At 63.7% G+C, this 20,114-nt stretch carries 18 protein-coding genes and 1 pseudogene; 8 read left to right on the top strand and 11 right to left on the bottom strand.

From position 1 onward, the window contains the following. Nucleotides 1–49: 49 nt before the first annotated feature. From CCR82_RS04565 to CCR82_RS04535, 7 genes are all read right to left on the bottom strand, one after another. Nucleotides 50–226 (bottom strand): hypothetical protein, encoded by a 177-nt coding sequence (locus CCR82_RS04565; protein WP_201244231.1) that lies wholly within the window; start codon nt 224–226, stop codon nt 50–52. A gap of 382 nt (nt 227–608) precedes the next feature. Then, entirely contained in the window at nt 609–851 is a 243-nt protein-coding gene (locus CCR82_RS04560) for an acetyltransferase (protein ID WP_201244230.1), read from the bottom strand. Nucleotides 852–995: 144 nt separating this feature from the next. Next, a complete protein-coding gene (locus CCR82_RS04555) occupies nt 996–1,640 on the bottom strand; it encodes a cytochrome b/b6 domain-containing protein (RefSeq protein ID WP_201244229.1) in 645 nt (214 codons plus the stop codon). Continuing rightward, nucleotides 1,637–3,301 carry a tetrathionate reductase family octaheme c-type cytochrome gene (locus CCR82_RS04550; protein WP_201244228.1) on the bottom strand — a complete coding sequence of 555 codons (1,665 nt, stop codon included), beginning with the start codon at nt 3,299–3,301 and terminating at the stop codon, nt 1,637–1,639. Before CCR82_RS04550 ends, CCR82_RS04555 begins: the two co-directional genes overlap by 4 nt. Nucleotides 3,302–3,370: 69 nt before the next feature. Continuing rightward, entirely contained in the window at nt 3,371–4,360 is a 990-nt protein-coding gene (locus CCR82_RS04545) for a CHAD domain-containing protein (RefSeq protein ID WP_201244227.1), read from the bottom strand. Between the two features lie 5 nt (nt 4,361–4,365). Continuing rightward, complete coding sequence (locus CCR82_RS04540; RefSeq protein ID WP_242513254.1) at nt 4,366–5,025, bottom strand: cytochrome c3 family protein; 660 nt, start codon at nt 5,023–5,025, stop codon at nt 4,366–4,368. Between the two features lie 177 nt (nt 5,026–5,202). After that, nucleotides 5,203–5,493, bottom strand: coding sequence for a hypothetical protein (locus CCR82_RS04535; protein ID WP_201244226.1), 291 nt, complete (start codon nt 5,491–5,493; stop codon nt 5,203–5,205). 466 nt (nt 5,494–5,959) lie between these two features. Here CCR82_RS04535 and ftsH point away from each other — a divergent pair, with 466 nt between their 5' ends. Together ftsH and CCR82_RS04525 are read left to right on the top strand one after the other, a co-directional pair. Further along, nucleotides 5,960–8,113 carry an ATP-dependent zinc metalloprotease FtsH gene (gene ftsH / locus CCR82_RS04530; RefSeq protein WP_201244225.1) on the top strand — a complete coding sequence of 718 codons (2,154 nt, stop codon included), beginning with the start codon at nt 5,960–5,962 and terminating at the stop codon, nt 8,111–8,113. A 341-nt stretch (nt 8,114–8,454) separates the two neighbouring features. After that, nucleotides 8,455–10,467 (top strand): copper-translocating P-type ATPase, encoded by a 2,013-nt coding sequence (locus CCR82_RS04525; protein ID WP_242513253.1) that lies wholly within the window; start codon nt 8,455–8,457, stop codon nt 10,465–10,467. 79 nt (nt 10,468–10,546) lie between these two features. Here the strand turns inward: CCR82_RS04525 and CCR82_RS04520 are convergent, their stop codons facing one another. Both CCR82_RS04520 and CCR82_RS04515 read right to left on the bottom strand, forming a co-directional pair. Then, nucleotides 10,547–10,750: a hypothetical protein gene (locus CCR82_RS04520; RefSeq protein ID WP_201244224.1), complete on the bottom strand. Its 204-nt coding sequence runs from the start codon at nt 10,748–10,750 to the stop codon at nt 10,547–10,549. 12 nt (nt 10,751–10,762) lie between these two features. Continuing rightward, nucleotides 10,763–12,154 carry an MBL fold metallo-hydrolase gene (locus tag CCR82_RS04515; protein ID WP_201244223.1) on the bottom strand — a complete coding sequence of 464 codons (1,392 nt, stop codon included), beginning with the start codon at nt 12,152–12,154 and terminating at the stop codon, nt 10,763–10,765. 481 nt (nt 12,155–12,635) lie between these two features. Between CCR82_RS04515 and CCR82_RS04510 the strand changes: the two genes are divergently transcribed. The 6 genes and pseudogenes from CCR82_RS04510 (at nt 12,636) to CCR82_RS04485 (ending at nt 18,272) form a co-directional block, all read left to right on the top strand. Then, nucleotides 12,636–13,244: a fasciclin domain-containing protein gene (locus tag CCR82_RS04510; RefSeq protein WP_201244222.1), complete on the top strand. Its 609-nt coding sequence runs from the start codon at nt 12,636–12,638 to the stop codon at nt 13,242–13,244. A 142-nt stretch (nt 13,245–13,386) separates the two neighbouring features. Continuing rightward, a pseudogene (locus tag CCR82_RS04505) lies at nt 13,387–14,661 on the top strand (BCCT family transporter); the annotation flags it as partial. Between the two features lie 140 nt (nt 14,662–14,801). Then, nucleotides 14,802–15,242: an EF-hand domain-containing protein gene (locus CCR82_RS04500; RefSeq protein WP_201244220.1), complete on the top strand. Its 441-nt coding sequence runs from the start codon at nt 14,802–14,804 to the stop codon at nt 15,240–15,242. Nucleotides 15,243–15,312: 70 nt separating this feature from the next. Beyond that, nucleotides 15,313–16,134: a DUF2189 domain-containing protein gene (locus CCR82_RS04495; RefSeq protein ID WP_201244219.1), complete on the top strand. Its 822-nt coding sequence runs from the start codon at nt 15,313–15,315 to the stop codon at nt 16,132–16,134. 11 nt (nt 16,135–16,145) lie between these two features. Further along, a complete protein-coding gene (locus tag CCR82_RS04490) occupies nt 16,146–17,477 on the top strand; it encodes an MgtC/SapB family protein (RefSeq protein ID WP_201244218.1) in 1,332 nt (443 codons plus the stop codon). A gap of 525 nt (nt 17,478–18,002) precedes the next feature. Beyond that, nucleotides 18,003–18,272: a hypothetical protein gene (locus tag CCR82_RS04485; RefSeq protein WP_201244217.1), complete on the top strand. Its 270-nt coding sequence runs from the start codon at nt 18,003–18,005 to the stop codon at nt 18,270–18,272. An 82-nt stretch (nt 18,273–18,354) separates the two neighbouring features. Here CCR82_RS04485 and CCR82_RS04480 read toward each other — a convergent pair whose 3' ends face one another. Both CCR82_RS04480 and CCR82_RS04475 read right to left on the bottom strand, forming a co-directional pair. Next, the gene (locus CCR82_RS04480) at nt 18,355–18,816 is read right to left on the bottom strand and encodes a host attachment protein (RefSeq protein ID WP_201244216.1); all 462 of its coding nucleotides are present in this window, start codon (nt 18,814–18,816) and stop codon (nt 18,355–18,357) included. Between the two features lie 146 nt (nt 18,817–18,962). Beyond that, complete coding sequence (locus CCR82_RS04475; protein ID WP_201244215.1) at nt 18,963–19,526, bottom strand: hypothetical protein; 564 nt, start codon at nt 19,524–19,526, stop codon at nt 18,963–18,965. Nucleotides 19,527–20,114: the final 588 nt, after the last annotated feature.

The raw sequence follows: 20,114 nt of genomic DNA, 5'->3' as shown, positions 1-20,114 counted from the left end.
ATCCGGTAGAGCCGCTGATGGTTAATGCTTTTGGCCTCAAGGCGGCCCGTCAATGATCCTTGCGCTGCTTAGCCAGCCAGGCTTCGATGAAGGCTGGATCAAGCCCCTTGAGGCGCTCTTCGGGATCGAGCCCCTTGAGTCGATCCTCGGGATCAAGCTGATCAAGATAATGCTCGATGAGCCACTCACGGGCTTCGCGTTTCATGTCTTCTGTGGTATGCGCCATGTTGCCCTCTCCGAACCTGTAGTGCGCGAGTAGATTATGCAGGTGAACACCGATCTCGCTGCGCGGGCAGTACTGTTCAAGCGCCGCGCGTCGGTGCCGCTCATCACTGGAGAAAAGACCCCAAGGGGCATTATGCGGCAGCCGGCGGAGCTGGTTGATGACCACGAGGCGCACCCCGCGCGTGCCGGCCCGTAGCCGATAGATGCCCGGTATTTGGCTCCTTTGACAAGCGCCGGCGGGCAGTTGTTTGATCAGCTTGCGTGGAAAATGGGTCGCGATGGCATAGCTGCGAAAGTCCGCCGCCGGCAGCAGCGGGTAGGCCGTGCGTGGCTCGACGATGGGCGTATCAGGGGCGTGCGGTCAAACCGCCAGCAGCGCTTCATTAAATGCTGCGATCATGGTGCGCTGCCTCGACCTCCTCATCGCGATAGTGCGGATCGGTCCATGCGCGCGGCAGCGCTTCGCCGGACGGAAACTGCAGCTCCTGCTTGTCGACGGTTTCGGGGTCCTGTGCTTCCTCGCCGTAGTGCAGTCGCATGGCAACCTGCTCGTGCATGGGATTCATCAGGTCTTGCAGCTCAACGACTTGCATCAGCTTGCCAGTGGATGTGTGCTTGAGAAACATGGGTCCTCCGCAATCAGTGAGTGACGGGGTCCGCATCTCAGCGTCAAGGGGGCCAAGATGCAGCGCCGTCGGTTTCAAGAATCGTTGTGGTGCCGCTGTTGAGCCGTCGATGACAGCGAAGACGGTTCTCAGCAAGCACTCGGGTTACAAGCCCCGGCGAGCTTGAGACGGGACCGCTTGTGAGGGTTGACGCGCTGCCTCGTCGCTCTCCTCGCGGCCGGTGATCATGGTCTTCAGGTGCGTGGTCGGGGTGCGGCCGGTGGTGATCATGTACACATGCACGAGCAGGAATAGCGCCGCACCATAGGCCGCAGCGACGTGGATCAGCGCCACCGGCGCCAGCGGCAGGCCGGCCGGTGCCAACCACAAATCAATGCCGAGATAGAGCAGCCCGGTAATCCAGAGCAACGGCGAGATGACAACACCGAAGAGGAGATAAGACGCGGCCTGCAGCGGATTGTGCTTACGCTTCGGACGCGGATTGAATGGATGCGATTCGCCACGGAACATGCCGTAGAGATAGAAGCGCACCACCGCCGCCAGCCCGCGCGTCGTCGGGGCATATTGACGCCATTCGCCGGTGGCGAGGTGCCAGAAGACCGCGAAGATCCAGACGACAATCAGCGCCAGCGCCGCGAGCACATGCAGGGTCGCGGCAGTGCCGAAGCCGAGCAGGCTGTAGCTGCCGTGCACCTCGAAGCCTGTCAGCAAGAGCAGGATGATCAGCAGCGCCTGGCTCCAGTGCCAGAGACGCTCGAGACCAGTAAACATGACAACGGTGCGGGTCATTCGGCATGCCTCCGGCGACGGTGGAATAGGATGCGCAGCCCGATGTGGACACCGATGGCGAGCAGCGCGGCGCCGAGTGCCAGCTGCGCCCAGCGGTCGAGCCTCGGGTCGCTGTCGCGCCCGGGCAGGTAGAAGCCAGTCAGCTCGGCCATGCGTCCCTCCCGGGCGTGACAGTCGCCGCAGGCGAGTGCCTCCTCGGCCGGAGCCACCATGTGCGTGATCGGCCAAGCCATCCGGGTCTCGGTGAAGCCGACCTCGCCGCTGAACGGCAGCCCGGCCGCCTCCATCGCGCTGGCGATGGCCGGCTGCCACTCGAGCCCCTGCCAGTAGGCCTGCTCGGTCTTGCCGAACAGCTGCATGTAGACCAGCCGGTCCTTGACCGGATCATAGGGCTGCTTGCCGCGCATCATCTTGAACGGCCAGATGCGCGCGTCGGGATCATCGTGATTGCCGGCAAAGCGGTTGATCGGGACCGGCTGTGACGAATCGATAGTCTGGTCGGGCAAGGTGTAGTGCATGGTGCCGTCGAACCAGCGGTAGTCGGGCTCTAGATCTTCGCCCCATTCGATCTCACCCCAGCGCGTCCAATAGGTGAGATTGCCATCGGCGTCGTGGCGCTTGATTGGGTTGCCATCGGCGTCGAGCCGGCCAGCCTTGGACCAATCCCACCAGGTCTTGGTCGCGACGCCCCCGCGCGCCATCGCCGGGATATGGCAGGTCTGACAGGCGATGCGGTCGACATGGGCGTTGAGCTTGGCGCCCTGATAGAGCGCGGCCGGATCACTGCCCAGCGCATGCGGCTCAACGCCATGGCAGGACGCGCAGGTCGCCGCATAACGGCGCTGGCCGGGTGCACCGGTCCCTTTGCGGTCGTGTGCAGCCACCTGATAGCGGCTACCGGCGATCTGGTGCGCGCGCTCAACATGGCAGTCGCTGCACTCGAGTCCGGCACCAGCGTCGCTCATGTGCACGTCCAGCGCGGGCGGTGGATCTAGCAGCGAGGTGTCCAGATCGCCGTGCTTGGAGCCGTTGCCACCGCCGCCGAAGAAATGGCAGCTGCCACAGGTCTCGCTGCTGGTCGGTCCGACGTTGCGGGCGACCTTGCCGAGGTCTGGAGGCTGTAGTGGGTGGCCGTGCACCTTGACGGGCTCCTGCAGCACACGGCCGGCGCGCTTCGGCGCCTTCTCATAGGTCCCGGTGGTGTCGTGGCAGACCAGGCAATCGACGCGGCTGTCATCGCTGAAGTCGAAATCCGGTCCGTCCCAGCCGTAGCCGGCATGACAGGCGGTGCAGCGCCCCAGATTCGTGGTCACGTTGTTGCAGAAGCTGTTGACCACATGCTGCTTGCCGAGCAGCTGACCGGTCTGCGGATGGCGGTACTCCCAGCGCCAATGGATACTGGCACGGACCTGCTTGCCAGCCTCGGTATGGCAGTCGAGACAGGCGCGGGTGACCTCACGCCCGTTCGCGAAATCGCGTTGCAGCTGCTCGAACTGGCTGTGATCGGCGGTTGGTGGATCGACCGCGGCGAGGATCTCCGGGGTCGCTTGTACCGGCGCCGCAAGACTCATGATGAGGACCCAACTGAGACCGCCCAGCAGTTGCGGAACGATGTTGGTCGAAGTCCAGCTCACAACAGCGTCGACATTATCGTGCATCATGATGACTCCAATGGCCAGCGCGATCCGAAGAAGGTCGGTCACAGCAGAACAGCTCATCTGCAAGAAAACCTATCGGCGCGCAGGAAGCTTGGCGTCCGAGCCCCGAGCAACTTGCCAGTAGCATTGCAGGCGTCGGTCGAGCCGCTTCGGCTTCTCTGCGTAGAGGCGCGAGCCGAGCCAATAGGCCGCGTTGCGAAGCTGCTCGCTCCGTTGTGCGGCAAGCGCGAGCAGGATCTGCTCGGCATCATCGGTTAGGCTGAGCGCCTCGGCCTCCTCGATGACCTGCTCGAGCACGGCAAGGTCATGATCATCGCCAAGCAGATCGCCTAGCTGTTTGGTCTCCTTATAGGTCGCTTTGAGCACGCGTGGCCAGCTCGCACGCAGCAGCCTGACCTGGTAGCGCAGATACTTGGCGCGTTTGCGCCATTCATGGAAGGCTGCGACGCTCGGCTGCGCGTAGGCCGCTTGCATGGCCTGGCGCCCGCGTTTGTAGGTCTTGCGCAGTCCGGGTCCGATCAGGGACCAGCCCGCGTCATCACCGGGATCATCGGCGGGATCAGTGACCTCCGCCGGAAGCTCCCACCCCGGGACGCGCTCGCGGGCTGCGACCAAGGTCGTGCGCGCACCCTCGAGCTGCTCGTCGAGCGCTTCAGCACTGGCCGCGACCTGAGCCTTGTGGTCCTCGAGCCGTTGCCGCAGCGGGGCGAGGGAGTCGGCGTCGATGTTGTCGCGGAAATGATCGATCAAGGCATCGAAGGTCTCGATCGCCGCCTCGGCATCACGCAGCACCGACAGCGAGGCCGCAGCATCCCGGAATGCCGCGTTCTCATGCGTGTAGAGCTTCGGCACTGCCGGTCTCACGAGCCGCAGTAGACCGCGCAGCTTCTTGCAGTCTTTGCGGACCTCATGAACGGCTTCATGATGGACGTCATGATGGATGGCTTCATGCGACGCTGTCTTGGTGCCGTCGATCTGCGCAACGGCGTGATCGATCAGCTCAGTCGCAATCCGACGAACCTCGGCGTCAAGTGGCTGTTCGGGCTCAAGCTCGTAGGTCATTGCGCTCAGGCATCCTCGCTGCTGGTGGCGTCTTGCTGGCTCGGCTCTTGTTCAGCCGGGACTGGTGGGTCGACCGCCGCATCGCCGTTGTCTTTCGGCATCTCGCTGAGGCTGACCTCATCGAAATGAGCGTCGAGCATGACCTGGAGATTCTTATGGCCAACGTTCGCATGGCAGCTGACACAGCCCTCGCCGACGTCGCCGCCGAAATAGGCCTTGTGCGCGGCTAATGCCGCCGGATCATCGCTGGTCGCATCCTTCAACGCCGCGTGGCAGTTGAGACAACCGGAGTCGTAGACGTACTCGGCGCGCTCCTCGAGCTCGGCGATCCAATCAGGCTTACGGATCGGATAGATCGCCTGTGCGATAGCGTCGCGCGTACCGGTCTTGGCCTTCGCGAACAGATGCTGCGCCGCACCGTCGTGCGGGAGATGGCAATCGGTGCAATGCGCCACCACACCGCCCGGGTTGTTGCCGCCATGGACATCCTGCTCATGCGAAGTCGCAAAGGGCTCCATGGTGTGGCAGCTGGTGCAGAACTCTGCGTCCGAGGTTTCTTCAATCATGGTCTCGGTGCCGATCCAGCCTGCGGCCATCACGGCGGGAACGATGACGGCGACCACAATCAGCATGAAGAGGAGGCGTTGAATCCAGCGCTTGTTCATTAGGGAGTCTCCTTCGGTTTGGATACGAGTTGGATCAGGGGGCCGATCAGGTGGCGGGTCGTGGTGAGGCGATACCCCGGGAGTGCATCAAGCCGCCAGCCATTGCCAGTCACCGGGCTTGAGCTTGCTCGGCTTGAGCTTGTTCGGCTCACGGTGGGCTCCAGTTGGGCTCAACGCTCAGCTCAAGGCGCCGGGCGGCAAGACTGGCGCATCGACATCCAATGGCGGGCTTTGCTCGATCTGGGCCTTGGTCAGATTGACCGGCATCCGCTGACGATCCCAATCCGGTGACTCGAGCTGGGCGGGCGAGATCAGCACCTTGCGCCCGGACAGCCAGCCGCCGGTATCGGCCACCATGTAGCGCAGCGTCCAAAGCGCGTCATCGAACAGGAAGTCGTGGCAATGGCCAATGTCGCCATCGAGCGCTTCAAGGCGATATCCCTCTGGCTCGGCGAGGCTTCTGAGCATGGAATCCTCCGTTCGTCGTGGCTGGCGCGGTACCTGAATGCGGCACCTGCGATGAATGCGGCACTTGCTATGGCGGCCGCATCCGTGCTGCATGGACGTCACGTGATCAGGCTGAATGGACTGACCGCGTTCAATGGCATGCCCCAGGGCGAGCAGAAACTGGGCCAACTCGGAGAAGCGCGCTGCTGGGCGCCTTCTGGGTGCAAGCTGGGTGCAAGGGCCTGGGCGCAGTGGCCCAAGCGCCGCCTGTTGGACTGGCTCATAAGCCCCAGCGATGCGGCATTTGAACCACTGCTCCTATCGCACCGACTCAGCATCGGCTCAGTCGAGACGCGAAATAGCCGGCCCGATTCCTGCGGAACAATTCCTGCGTAACAATTCCGCATAAGTCACCGCGTCAGTCACCGAACCGAACCCTGAACCACAGCGAGCTGGAATGCCAGGCGGCAACCGCAAAGGAGACCCGATGTCTAGCGATGAACAACAGTCCGAGACCAAGCGCGGTCTCAGCGACCGACTCAAGGCGCTGCGGCCCGATTCCGGCCGAACCGCCCAGCCCGGACCTCAGCGGCCCGGCGGGTCACCGCCTTGGCAGAATGCCATCTATGCCTTGATCGCAATCTTTGCGCTGTCTGCAGCCCTGAGCTTGCTCCGCTCCCCGGGTCCGGAAGCGATCTCCTATACCGAGCTCAAGCAGGCCGTGCGCGAGGGGCGCGTCGCTCGGGTAACCTTCGAGGGCCAGCAGGTCAGAGGGCGATTCATCGACCCGGCGGAGAGCCAGCGCACAACTGACGGCGCGAAAGACGGCTCATCAGGCGAAACCTCAGACGAGACGCAGGAGGCCAACGCGTCGAAAGCCGAAGCCGTTGCCAGCTCTGGAACCGAAACCGGCGCTGGAGCCGAAACTGGAGGCGAAGGCGAATCCAAAGCCGGGGCTGAATCAGAAGCTGAAACTGAACCCGGTGCAGACAACAGCAAAGCCGAGCAGCTTGGCGGGCGGTTCATCAGTACCCTGCCCCAAGTACAAGATCCGGGGCTCCTGGATCTGCTCGAGCAGCATGATGTCGAGATCGATGCCGAGTCGACCGAGACCGGCCTGTTTGGCCGTGTACTGATCACGCTGCTGCCTTGGCTGCTGATCCTCGGCCTGTTCCTCTACCTCAGCCACCGCATGCAGCGACGCATGATGGGCGGCGGTGGCGATGGCCAGGGCGGGGGGCTCTTCGGCATCGGCAAATCCAAGGCCAAGCGCGTCGAGTCCGAAGAGGTCGACACCAGCCTCGAGGAGGTCGCGGGGCTTGCGAACACCAAGGCCGACCTGCAAGAGATCATCGACCATCTGTCCGACCCGCAGCGCTTTCGCGCCCTGGGAGCCAAGCTGCCCAAGGGTGTGCTACTGGTCGGACCGCCCGGCACCGGCAAGACCCTGCTGGCGCGGGCTGTGGCCGGCGAGGCCGGCGTGCCCTTCTTCAACGTCAGCGGCTCTGAGTTCGTCGAGATGTTCGTCGGCGTTGGCGCCTCGCGCGTGCGCGATCTGTTCAACGATGCCAAGCAGCAGAGCCCCTGCGTGTTGTTCATCGATGAGATCGACGCCATCGGCCGCTCGCGCGGTACCGGCATGGCCAGCGGCGGTGGCGGCAACGACGAGCGCGAGCAGACGCTGAATCAGATCTTGAACGAGATGGACGGCTTCTCGCCGCATGAGGATGTGGTGGTGCTGGCCGCGACCAATCGGCCCGACGTGCTCGATCACGCCCTGCTGCGCCCGGGACGGTTCGACCGCAAGGTCTACCTGGAGCGACCCGACCGCGACGCTCGCCACGCGATCCTCAAGATCCACGCCGCCAAGGTGGTCTTGGGCGAGGATGTCGATCTCGAGCGCGTGGCCGAGCGCACCGTCGGCTTTTCCGGCGCCGATCTCGAGAACCTGGTCAATGAGGCGGCGCTGCTCGCCGGCCGCGCCAAGCAGGGCGTGGTCGATATGTCACAGTTCTCGCAGGCGCGCGACAAGATCGTGCTCGGGGCTGAGCGTGAGCAGGGCATCGGCGACGAGGAGCGCGAGCTGGTTGCCTATCACGAGTCCGGCCATGCCCTGCTGGCCTGGCTGCTGCCCAATGCCGATCCGCTCGACAAGGTCACCATCATCCCGCGCGGACGCGCCCTTGGAGCCACCGAGCAGGTGCCACCCGAGCAGCGTCACACCTATCGCCAGGGCTACCTGCGCGATCGCATTGCGGTGATGTTGGGTGGACGCCTCGCCGAGCAGGTGATCTTCGAGGAGGTGACCACCGGGGCCGAGGCCGATCTCGATCAAGCGACCGAGCTGGCCCGACGCATGGTCAGCCGCTGGGGCATGAGTGAGGCGATCGGGCCCATGTCGTTCAAGTATCCGGATGATCAAGACGCGCTGGCGATGGCACACACTCGCAAGTTCAGCGAGACGACCGCCGAGCGCATCGACGCCGAGATCAAGTCCTTGATCGAGTCAATCGAGCAGGACTGCCGCAAGCACATGGGAGACAACCGTGAGCGATTGGAGCGCTTGGCCAAACGCTTGCTCGAGGCCGAAACCCTGAGTCGCGAGCAGATCGACGAGGTGCTGAATCCGGCGAGCTCGTGACCGCGCTATCGCGGGCACCGAGCAGTCGACGGCTTGAATCTCGCTGCGTTCGAACACCGGCTCGAGCGCAGACCCGCGCGTCGGCGAGCTCAAGATCGGTCAGGACTTGCGCGTCGGCTTCGCCGCGAGCGATGGCATCCATCTGAAGCTGTTCATCTCCAAGAGCCTGGTGTTTTTGCTCGATGAGCCTGCGGCGATCTGCACTCTGGAAGACAGCGGCTAATCAATCCCGCACCTGAACCCGATCCCGAGGTAACGGAGTCCCGAAGCCGAGTCTAACCATGGCTCCTTAGGGGCTGCGTCTCGGTCAGCCCGAGGAACAGACTTCATGGAGACACCCAATGAGTGAGCACGAGCACGAAGGCCAGGATCAGCACGCGCATCACGACCACGGCGCCATGATGGCCGACTTCCGTCGGCGGTTCTGGATTTCGGTGCTGTTGACGGTGCCGATCCTGCTGCTGTCGCCGCTGATTCAGTCTTTTCTCGGACTGACCGATGCGCTCGCCTTTCCGGGCGATCAGTATGCCCTGCTCGCCCTCTCCACCGCGGTGTTCCTGTACGGAGGCTGGCCCTTCCTGACGGGCCTGCTGTCCGAGCTGCGTGCCGGCGCGCCCGGGATGATGACCCTAATCGCGCTCGCGATCACGGTTGCCTATGGCTATTCAGCGGCCGTGGTGCTCGGGCTCGAGGGCAAGGTCTTCTTCTGGGAGCTGGCCACCCTGGTCGACGTGATGCTGCTCGGCCACTGGATCGAGATGAAGTCGGTAATGGGAGCCTCGAGCGCGCTCGAGAGCCTGGTCCAGATGATGCCGGACCGGGCGCTGCGCCTCGACGACAACGGCAAGGTCAAGGAGGTGCCGATCAGCGAGCTGCACAAGGGCGACCGCGTGCGGGTCCGCCCCGGCGAGAAGGTGCCGGTCGATGGCACCATCGTCGAGGGCAAGACCAGCCTAGACGAGTCCATGCTCACCGGCGAGTCCCGCCCGGTCGAGAAAGGCGACGGTGATGAGGCCGTTGGCGGTGCCATCAATGGCGAGGGCAGCATCACGCTGGAGGTGCAGAAGACCGGCGCTGATACCTACTTGTCGCAGGTCGTCGAGACGGTCCGTCAGGCGCAGGCGTCGCGCTCACGCGCGCAGAACTTGGCCGATCGCGCCGCGGCCTGGCTGACCTATATCGCCCTCTCGGCGGGCCTGATCACGCTCGGTACCTGGCTGTTCGTCGGCTACGCCTTCGACTTTGCGCTCGAGCGCATGGTCACCGTGATGGTCATTACCTGCCCGCATGCCCTCGGGCTCGCGGTGCCCCTGGTCGTGGCGGTGAGCACTAGCCTCGCCGCCGGGCGCGGCCTGCTGATCCGTAATCGCGCGGGCTTCGAGCGGGCACGCAAGCTCGACGCCGTCGTCTTCGATAAGACCGGCACGCTGACCGCAGGGCGCTTCGGGGTCCAGGGGGTCACCGGCTTCGGTGACCTGGATGAGGACGCGCTGCTACGTCTGGCCGCTGGCCTGGAGGCACGCTCCGAGCACCCGATCGCCCAGGGCATCGTCGAGGCGGCGCAGGACAAGGGGCTGCAGATCCCCGAGGCTGCCGCGTTCGAGAACCTCTCCGGCCGCGGTGCCAAGGCCCAGGTCGACGGCCGCGCGCTCCGTGTGGTCAGTCCCGGTTACCTGCGCGAACAGGCGATCGCGGTCGATGAGGACGCCGTGGCCCAACTGCGCGAGGGCGGCAAGACGCTGGTCTACGTGCTGGAGGATGAGCGCCCGCTCGGTGCCATCGCGCTGGCGGACCTGATCCGCGATGAGTCGCGCGAGGCCATCAGGCGTCTCCAGGCGATGGGCATCGACTGCCTGATGCTCACCGGCGATGCCGAGGCCGTGGCCAAGTCGATCGCTGACGAGCTGGGCCTGAGCGAATACTTCGCCGAGGTGCTGCCGAATGAGAAGGCCAAGCGCATCGAAGCGGTTCAGCGTGGCGGGCGCATCGTCGCCATGGTCGGCGACGGTGTCAACGATGCGCCGGCACTGGTGCAGGCCGATCTCGGCATCGCCATCGGCGCCGGCACCGATGTGGCCGTGGAGTCGGCTGATGTCGTGCTGGTCGAATCCGACCCTAAGCGCGTCGCCAATGTGATCGAGCTCTCGCGGGCCACCTACGGCAAGATGATCCAGAACTTATTCTGGGCGACTGGCTATAACGCTGCGGCCATCCCGCTGGCAGCCGGGGTTGGCTATGGTGCCGGCATCTTGCTGAGTCCCGCCGTTGGCGCCGCCTTGATGTCGCTCTCGACCGTCATCGTCGCCATCAATGCCAAGCTGCTTGGGCGCTTCAAGCCTTCCTCCACCGGTTGAATTGAATATCGATGATGGCGGCCTCGCCATCATCGCGGTCACCGCGCCCGAAGGCGCGATAGGCGCAAGCACCAGATCGTTAAGGACGGCGGCTCGAGACCACCGGCTCGGCCTGCTCATCGCGCCAGAGCGCGTGGCAGGCCGGCGAGCAAAAGGCCAAGGTATAGTCCTGCCCCTCGGGATGCAGCGCCTCATCAGGCGGTATCTCCTGCTGAAACTGCTCGCATTGGAGTGTCTTTGGCCAGCCGCTTTGCTGACCTCGCTTGTCATCGTTGGCTGCCATCGCGGCCCTCGTTTAGGTTGCTGTGTGCAAGCCCTCGGCCTCCCAGCCGGTCATGCCGCCAAGGACGTTGTAGACCTCGCGATGCCCGCGGGTCTTGAGCAGGCTAGCGGCGACCGATGAGCGATAACCGCTACCGCAGATCGCTGCGATGGGCCGGTTCTTGGGCAGCTCGTCGGCGCGCTTGGCGATCTCTGCGCCGGTGATGTGCCGCGCTTGCGGGATGTGCCCGGCGCTCCACTCGGCGGGCTGACGCACGTCGAGCACGAGGAGGTCGCGGTCCTTGTCGAGCGCTCGGCGCAGCTCGTGCACCGTCCACTGGGGCAAGACGTCGATCGGCTTGCCGGCGGTGCGCCAGGCCAACATGCCACCCCCGAGCCAGCCGCGCGGCAGTGGATAGCCAATGCGCAACAGCTGCCAACAGACCTCCCACAGATCGCCGGCGCGATCGAGCACGAGGATCAGATCCCGATCCGGCGGCAGCACACTGCCAGCCCAGGTCGCAAAGCTGTTGCCGATGCCCACATTGATCGCACCCGGAATATGGGCCGAGAACGCCTCAGGCGGTCGGCAGTCGACGACAATGGCACCCTCGTCGCGGGCCTTCTCAACCTCCTCGATGCCGAGCGGCGGCGGGTCGGCCAGCACGCCGAGCAGTGGCGGACCCTCGCTGTTGAGCTTGCGCATCCGTGGCCAATACGGGGGTACTGCGGGTAGATCGGTCAGGTCCATGCACTGACGCACGAAGTCGTCACTGGACGACAGGCTGCTCAGCACTTGGTTCATGCGCCGCTCGTAACCAATCGTCGTCGACAGACGGCTGCCAATATTGCCACCGCAGAGCGAGCCGGCCACGTGGGTGGGGAAGACCTCGACGAAATCGGGTAGCGGCAGGATCTTGTGCTGCAGGGTCTCGCAGAAGGCTTCGGCACCCTTGCGTGTCTCCTCCTCACCGCCCAACAGGTCTGGCCGCGCCAGATCGCCGACCAGCAGCGCCCCACCCGAGAACAGGATCGCGGGCTCATCGCCGCGCGAGCGGTCGGTGACCAGCAGACTGATGTGCTCTGGCGTGTGTCCAGGGGTGTGCATCAGTTCGAAACGCACCTCACCCATCTCCAACGTCTCGCCGTCGTCCATCGCGCGCACCGGATAGCCGACCTCGGCCCGCGCGCCGGCGAGCAGTTGGACCTCACCGCGCGCGGGTAGCTCACAGATGCCGCTCAGATAGTCGTTGTGCTGATGGGTATCGCAGGCGTAGCGAATGCGCATCCCTTGCTCGCGCGCTTCGGCGAAATAGGTCTCGACATCGCGGCGCACATCAAGCACCAGGGCCTCTCCCGACTCTTCAGAGCCCACCAGGTAGGAGGCATGGCCGAGACTCGGCAGATAAAACTGTTTGAAGAACATCGACGCGCTCCTCGGTCAGGGAAAACGTGGAATTCCCTGCACCGAATGCAAAGGCCGCGCCAGTCCCGGAAGCCGCCGGCTCATCTCCCCTGCCACCCGACCGGCCCGACATCGCGCGATGGGCATGCCTGACTGGACAGCTAGCCAGAGCAGAGGATCGGATCGCAGCCCGGCCTCACAGCCTGCATGGCGCAACGCGATGCGCGGGCGTTTGCGGCTATCGCACAGCTCAGCCCGGCAAGCGACCAACGAAGCGGTCTGAATCAACCAGCAACTGGGTCAAATGCCCCGCGCCGTCTCGCCGGCGCCGACAAGGACAGGGATCGAGACACCCGACAGCCCGCTCGGCAAAGCACTGGCATGGCCGCTGCATAAGACCAATCACTCCCAACTCGTGGACGAGCTGGCTCCGGCGCGGCACTCGACTCGCGTTGACTCAATGCTCGTCCCCGCTTAACACGCTGAAAAGAGGATTCCTCTCATGAGTGAACAACCAACCTTCTTGACCCAGCAACGCTGGACCATCGTGTTCGCGCTCGTGCTCGCACTCGGGCCACTCACAGCCCTGACCCTAGGCAGCAAGTACGCTGGTGAGGAAACCATCGCGCGGGCCGAGGCCGGCGATCGCAATTATGATGCACCCGGGCCCTTCGCGGCTTACGATCCAAGCTCGACCAGCGGTGCCGCCGCCGACACCACGGTGCTCGATATCACGCAGAACACCGCCCTGTTTCAACAATTCGAGCAAGCCATCGAGCAGGCCGGCTTGATCGACGTGCTCAAGGAAGATGGCCCCTTCACGCTCTTCGTGCCGACCAACTCGGCCTTCGATGCGCTGTCAGCGGACCAGCGTCAGGCCCTGATGCAAGACCAACAAGCCCTGATCGATCTGGTCAGCAATCACGTCGTGCGGGCACGCCTTGGCATCACCGATCTCTTGCAGGCCGACCAAACCGAGACCCTGTCGGGCAAATCGCTCGAGCTCAGCGCGCCAGGCTCGAGGTTGAGCGTCGGCGGCTCTGAGATCGTGCAGAGCAACCTGGTCGCCGGCAATGGCATCGTGCACGTCATCAACCGCGTGATCCTATAGATCGCGACCGTGGGGGTGCTTCGGCGTCCCCGCGGATTTGGCGGCCGCCCCCGAGCAAGAACATCGTGCTTAAACTCTCGCGCATCCTCTCGACTATGCAGCCGACCGTCTTCCTCGGCTCGGCGGCTAGGACAGTGAGCCTGAGCTGAGCGACCTGTCCTGGTTCGCGATGATGTTCAGTGCCGGCATGGGCACCGGGCTGGTGTTCTGGGGTGTCGCCGAGCCGGTGATGCACTGGAGCGACCCACCGTTTCCACCTGCCGCAGAGGGTGGCCCGGTGCGCGAGGCGTTGCGCCTGAGCTTCTTCCACTGGGGACTCCACCCCTGGGCCATCTACATCGTCTTCGGGCTCTCGATCGCCTACTTCCACTTTCGCCATGAGCTGCCGCTGGCGCCGCGATCGCTGCTCTATCCGCTGATCGGCAAACGCATCTTCGGTCCTATCGGCCATGCCATCGACATCCTGGCCACCGTCGGCACCCTGTTCGGTGTTGCAACCTCCCTTGGCCTCGGCGCCATTCAGATCAACGCCGGCTTGGGTCGTCTCTCGGGTGTGCCTCAGGCGGAGTCAGCGCAGGTGGCGATTATCGCGGTCATCACCGTCATTGCGACGATCTCGGTGGTCACCGGCGTTCATCGCGGCATCCGCTTGCTCTCGCGTCTCAATCTCGGGCTTGCCGGCGTGCTGCTGCTGTTCGTCTTGATCGCCGGACCCACGGTCTATTTGATCAAGCTCTTCATCTCCGCCACCGGCACCTACCTGCAGGCGTTCGTCAGCCAAAGCCTGTGGCTGGATCTGCGACCGGACAGCCAGTGGCAGTTCGACTGGACGCTGTTCTACTGGAGCTGGTGGATCTCCTGGTCGCCGTTCGTGGGTGTCTTCGTCGCGCGGATCTCGCGGGGACGCACGATCGGCGAGTTCATCCTGGCCGTGCTCTTCGTGCCGGTGCTGATCACCTTCTTCTGGCTCACCGTGTTCGGTGGCACCGGGCTGCACGGCACCATATTCGGCGAGAGCGGCATCGAGACCGTGGTGCAGCAAAATGCCAGTGCCGGTCTCTACGCCATGCTGGATCAGCTCCCGCTGCAAACCTTCACGTTGATCCTGGCGACCCTGATGGTGGTGGTCTTCTTCGTCACCTCATCCGACTCCGGCTCGCTGGTCGATGACATGGTCACCTCGGGCGGCCATCCCCACCCACCCAAGGCACAGCGGATCTTCTGGGCCGTTGCCGAGGGCACCGTCGCGGCGACCTTGCTGCTCTCGGGCGGTTTGCAGGCCCTGCGCACCGCCTCCCTGACCTCGGGTCTGCCGATGACCGCGTTCTTGTTGATCGCCTGCTGGGGGCTGCTGAAGGCGCTTCGGGCCGATGAGCAGGTCGCCGGCATCCCCTCGCACAAGGCCCTGCGCGAGTGACGACGCTCGAGCACATGCGCGGATGCTTGATCACTCGGGCGAGGCCCCGGCCTGATCGCTCCGGCATAGCCTTTGCTTCGATCACGATGATCGTTGAAGCCGGGCATCCAAATCGACAACAGCACATCAGGAGACAGCGAATGACTCACACGAAAACAATCGAGCACAGCCGACTGACCCTCGCAGCCCTGACGCTCGCCGCACTCACCCTGCCCAGCAGCGCCGGCGCCGATCCGGCGGCCGAGGACGAGGCGATCCTCACCGAGGGAAAGGGTGCACACACCCTCCCCGAGGGTCAAAAGCGCCCGGCAAATGAACCAGCGACGGGGGATATACCCCAGCAGGAGTCTCCGCTCACCGGTGTCGCCCCCCTTGAAGACGAGATCGATCCGATCCGCCCCTTCAGTGACCTGGACCTCGATCGCGACGGTGTGCTGACGTCGAGCGAGGCCCATGCCAGCCCGCGCATCGGCACCGACTGGCGCCGGCTGGACACCAACAACGACGGGGTCATCGACCGCTCTGAGTGGAACCTGATCGCCGAGGACCCGCCACCGACCGCCGAGGAGGCCAATCGCTAGATGCGCTTCGGCGTTGGCAGCGCCCCATCATCCGTGACAATCATCCCTGACAATGAGCGGAGGAGTCCTCATGAACACCTTTGTCCTGGAAACCAGCCAGATCCCGCGGCGCCGATTTGGGATTCCGCGCGTGCCAGCGGCACAGCCATTCTCTTGGCTGCGAAGCGGCTTCGACGATCTCATGGCCGCACCCATCACAGGGCTGCTCTATGGAGCCGCAGTGGCGGCGCTGGCCTTTCTGATCGTTTCGCTGACCGTCGGAGCCAACCGCTTCTACTTCGTGCCCTTCATCTTCGGTGGCTTCTTGGTCCTGGGTCCGATCCTCTCGGTCGGGTTGATGGCGATGGCAAAGCGTCGCGAATCGCCCGGCGAAAAACCCAGCGAGACGATTCGGCGCATCCTCGCGGCCAACAACTCCGGCCTTTCGCTGATGGGCCTGTTCTTGCTGTTGGTCTTCATCAACTGGATCATGCTCTCGAACCTGCTCTTCGGCGGTGTCTATCATGAAGTGATGCCGACCTATGCGGAGGTACGCCCGCTGCCGGTGATCTTCGGACAGAGCTGGCCGTTCGCGCTGGTGTTCGGTGGCATTGCACTGGTGTTGGCCGTGCTCGTGTTCCGGATCACTGCGGTGTCGCTGCCGATGTTGGTCGATCAGCGAGTCGATGCCATCAACGCAGCCCTCGCAAGCTCGCGCGCGGTTGGCGATAACTGGCCGGCGATGAGCCTCTGGGCCATCATGATCGCGGCATTGACGACAGTCGGCATTCTGACCTACTTCGTCGGCCTCATCATCGTCACACCACTGCTTGGTTATGCCAGCTGGCACGCCTACCGTGAGACCTTGATCCCAGAATCCAAGGAAGCCAGCGGGCGTGATACCGACATCTGAGCAACGACAGCATGACAAGCCTGATCGGGGGCGAGGAGCACCGAATCCTCGTTGAGCTCGCTGTTGCGCTCGCGATTGGTCTCCTGTTCGGTCTCGAGCGTGGCTGGCACAACGAGCAAGACGCCGATAGCAGAAAGCCAGCTGGCGTTCGGACCTTCGGCCTCATCGGTCTGCTCGGCGGCGTCGGTGGTGTGATCGCGCAGGCGCTCTCGCCGATCGTCCTTGGACTCCTGTTCGTGGCGCTGGCGGCAGTTGCGGTTGGCAGTTATCTACTCCATGTCTGCGAGAATGCCGCGACCGGCAGCACCACCCTGATCGCTGAGCTGCTCGCGTTCGCGCTCGCCGCGCTCTCGACGTTAGGGCATCAAGCCGAGGCTGCATCGGCCGCAGTCATCTCGACATTCCTGCTCGGCTTCAAGCCACAATTGCATCTCTGGCTCGCCCGGCTCGAACAAGCCGAGCTGCAAGCCACCCTCAAGCTGTTGTTGATCACCATGGTCCTGCTGCCCGTCTTGCCAGACCAAGGTTATGGACCGGATCAAGCGCTCAACCCTTACGAGCTCTGGTGGTTGGTGGTGTTGATCGCCACGATCTCATACGTCGGCTATTTCGCCATCAAGGTGTTCGGGGCCAATGCGGGTGTAGCGCTCACCGGCCTCCTCGCTGGACTCGCCTCCTCGACCGCACTGACGCTGCAGATGGCCCGCATCGCGCGTCATCAGCATGCACGCGCCAACCTGATCGCGACCGGCATTCTGATCGCGAACACGACGCTGTTTCCGCGTATCCTGGTCATCGTCGCGCTGCTGAAGCCCACGCTGGCGCCCGCCTTGGCGCCGCCACTGACCGGCATGACGTTGCTGACCTTTGTGCCAACCCTGGTGTTCTGGCTTCGCCGCAGAGCACCGCTCGAGGCCGATGTGCTGCAGGTCAGCAACCCCCTCGCCCTGGGCCAGGCGCTGCGTTTCGGATTGCTCTTGGCGGTGGTCATGCTGGTCGCGCGCATCAGCGCGGAGATCTTCGGTAGCGCGGGCTTGCTCGGCGTCGCCGCGGTTTCCGGTGTGGCCGACCTGAATGCGATCACGCTCTCAATTGCTCGCATGGAGCTGGAGCAGATCGGTCAGCGCACGGCGCTGATCGCCATCCTCATCGCATTGACCACCAACGCCCTGTTCAAGACCCTGCTCTGCGCAGCCATCGCCGGTCCACGGCTGGCTTGGCGCATCGGTCTGTCGCTCAGCGCCGCCCTACTCGCCGGCTTCGCGATGGTGCTGTTCGGGTACGACAGCGCAGAGTGGATCGATCGGCTTTCGCTGCCAACGACTGACCTGACAGCTGACTAGCCCCCAGCAACCGGTTCAAATCACCCAGCGTGTTGGCAAATACACCGATCCCGCGCGCCTGAAGGAGGGCAACTGCGGATTGTCAGCCCGCCTGCTCAGCGTGCCGGCGGCAAGGGTCTCTAGAGCCGTTGAGACTTGGGGCGCCTTTCGCTCCTGCGAAGAACGCTGTCAGCAAGCCTAACCGCAGGGGTTGGCTCAGCGGCTGGCAAGGTGCCGCGCTTTGGCACATACGTTGCTTAAGGTTGGTGTGCAAAGTCGGCTTTGCAGGTCCAGCAATGCCGTTGCTCGTCAACGCGCAAGAACGGGTAACTGCCTGGTGGGCCTGATGCTCGGTGAACTGGATGAGACCTCCAGCGCTGAGATCGAGCGTCTGCTCAGCGCCAAGTCAGTAGACGATTTGAGTCGACCATCGGGCCATAAGCCCCCGGAGTGGCGCGAAACAACCGTCAGTCTGAATCCGTAACCCTGAATCCATCACGGACCAGAGCACCCACTTCACCCATCACTACGTACGGAGATCATTGAATGAAGACCAATACCCATATCTTGACGGTGATTGCCATCGTCACATCCGCCATCTTGCTCTGGGGCTGCGATAACCCCTCGGAGCCCGTTGAGCCTAAGCCTGAGTTCAGCGAGCAAGCCGGCGAGATCGTTGAAGAGTCCGTGGAAGCGACGCAGGAAACCGCCGCCGAAGCGACTGAGAAGACACGGGAGGCTGCACGCAAGGCAGCCGAGGAGACCGATGAAGCGATCGAAGAGACCGGCGATCGTGTCGAGTCCGCAACGGATTGATTCATCGCGCGCTCCATACGCACAACCATCAGCCCGCGACTGCTGAGTTGCCGGCGCGGGCTGGATTCCATGCATCCAAGGCTCAACGCAGGGGCATTTCAAACAGCCGCTCCGGCAAATGAGCCCGCACCCCTTCAGCATCGTCGCGCGTCAAGTCCTTGTCGATCTCGAGCACGACCTGACGGGCCGTCTCATCCGGCAGACTCTTGCGCAGCAAGCCAAGAAAGGCCGGCGGCGCGACTAATCCGAGCATCTCAAAGCGCTGCTCGGTCCTGGCTTGATCCAGGGTCTCGGCGAGCCATTTCGCGAAGCGCTGGGCCTCGACCTCGCCCGGCTCGGTGCTTGGCTCGAGCGCGTGGCGCCCTTTTCCACCCGAATCAAAGGCACGACCGGGCTTGTCGGTGACCAGCTCTTGGTCTAGCAGCCGATTCTCGGCACCGATGAAATCATGCACCTCCGTGAGGGGGGCGGTCGGGTCGTCAGCTGCATAGAGAGCAGCGCGCCCTTCATCGGCCACGATCAACCAGAGTTTCGAATTGGGCATACAGATCTCCCGATGGCTTCAAAGTAGGCGGGTTATGAAAAAAAGCAAAAAGCACGATGAGCAGCGCCGCGTCCGCGCTGAGCAGCAGTCAAGCGCGGCGCGGCGCCATCAGCTCGCCTAAGCCGGCGAGCGGTCAGAGCGGCCGATCAACTGCTGCTCGACAGCGTGATCACCGAATCGGCAACCAGCTCGCGACCCTCGAAGAGATCGTCATCGATCTGGCCGGTCACGCTCACGCGGTTGCCGACCTCGATCTTCTGATAGCCCTCGTCGTCGAGTGGGTTGTAGGCCAGCTCGTCGACTTCGACGCGCACCTTGCTCAAACCGGTATCGACGACGAATTCCTCGGAGCCAACCTCGGTCACCGTGCCCTGCACGGTCGTCGCTGAGATCACCACCGGCGTCTGGACGGTGACGATGACATCATTGATGGCTTCATCATCAAAGGCCGATGCATAGAAATAGGTGTCGATGTTTTCCACATAGACGCTGCTCGCCTCGAGCGTCCGCGCCTCGAACAGATCATCGTCGATGCGGCCGTTGACGGTGACGTTATCGCCCCTGACCAGCCTGTAGCCGTCGGCATCGCGATCGCCGTCGTCCATTTCGACAGTCATGACACCTTCGCCATAGTCCAGGACGAAGGCGTCATGGGTCACGCTCTCGACGGTCCCGCTGACACTGATCCAGCTATCGTCAGGTGCGACCATCGTGTCTTCAGCCCAGGCCCCTGTTGCGCCTGTCAACGCCAGTACAAGAGCAGAGCTCGCCATCATCTTGGTATCGAATCGCATAGGAACCTCCGTTGATTGAATCGATTGATCACGGCAAGTCAGTCAGCGCCAATCTAGGCACGCTGACTCGCCCGTAAGTGCGTTTCGGGCGGCCGAATCGTGATCGGCCTGCCCACCCGGAGTCAAAGCAACAGCGATGCCAAGTCATTGCTAGCAATCGTCATGGGCAATCGCAAAGCGCCCCACTCAGGCGCCGAGCCCAAGCGCTGCCGAGGCCGCGGGCCTCGCTCCAAGTTCCCAACGCTCGCCGTCAAGGCAGCGGCGCCCTCTCACCAGTGATGCCAAGTTCAAGCTCCAGGTTGGGATTTCACCCAGTCGCGGTCGTTTTGCCCATGCCATTACCCACATCTCAAAAGGGCCAGAGCCAACTGGGGCTGCAGCAATTCCAAATTTGCCCTGTCACCGCCTTAAGCGCCGCGCTTTTGGTGGAGGCTGGGCCGGTTCGAGCGCCTCGAGCATAAACGTCAACAGCTCCTCCCATGAGGCATAGACGGTATAGAGCGT

Origin of the sequence: Halochromatium salexigens (assembly GCF_016653295.1) — a bacterium.
Classification (GTDB): domain Bacteria; phylum Pseudomonadota; class Gammaproteobacteria; order Chromatiales; family Chromatiaceae; genus Lamprobacter; species Lamprobacter salexigens.
This window is presented reverse-complemented; position numbering and strand designations above follow the sequence as displayed.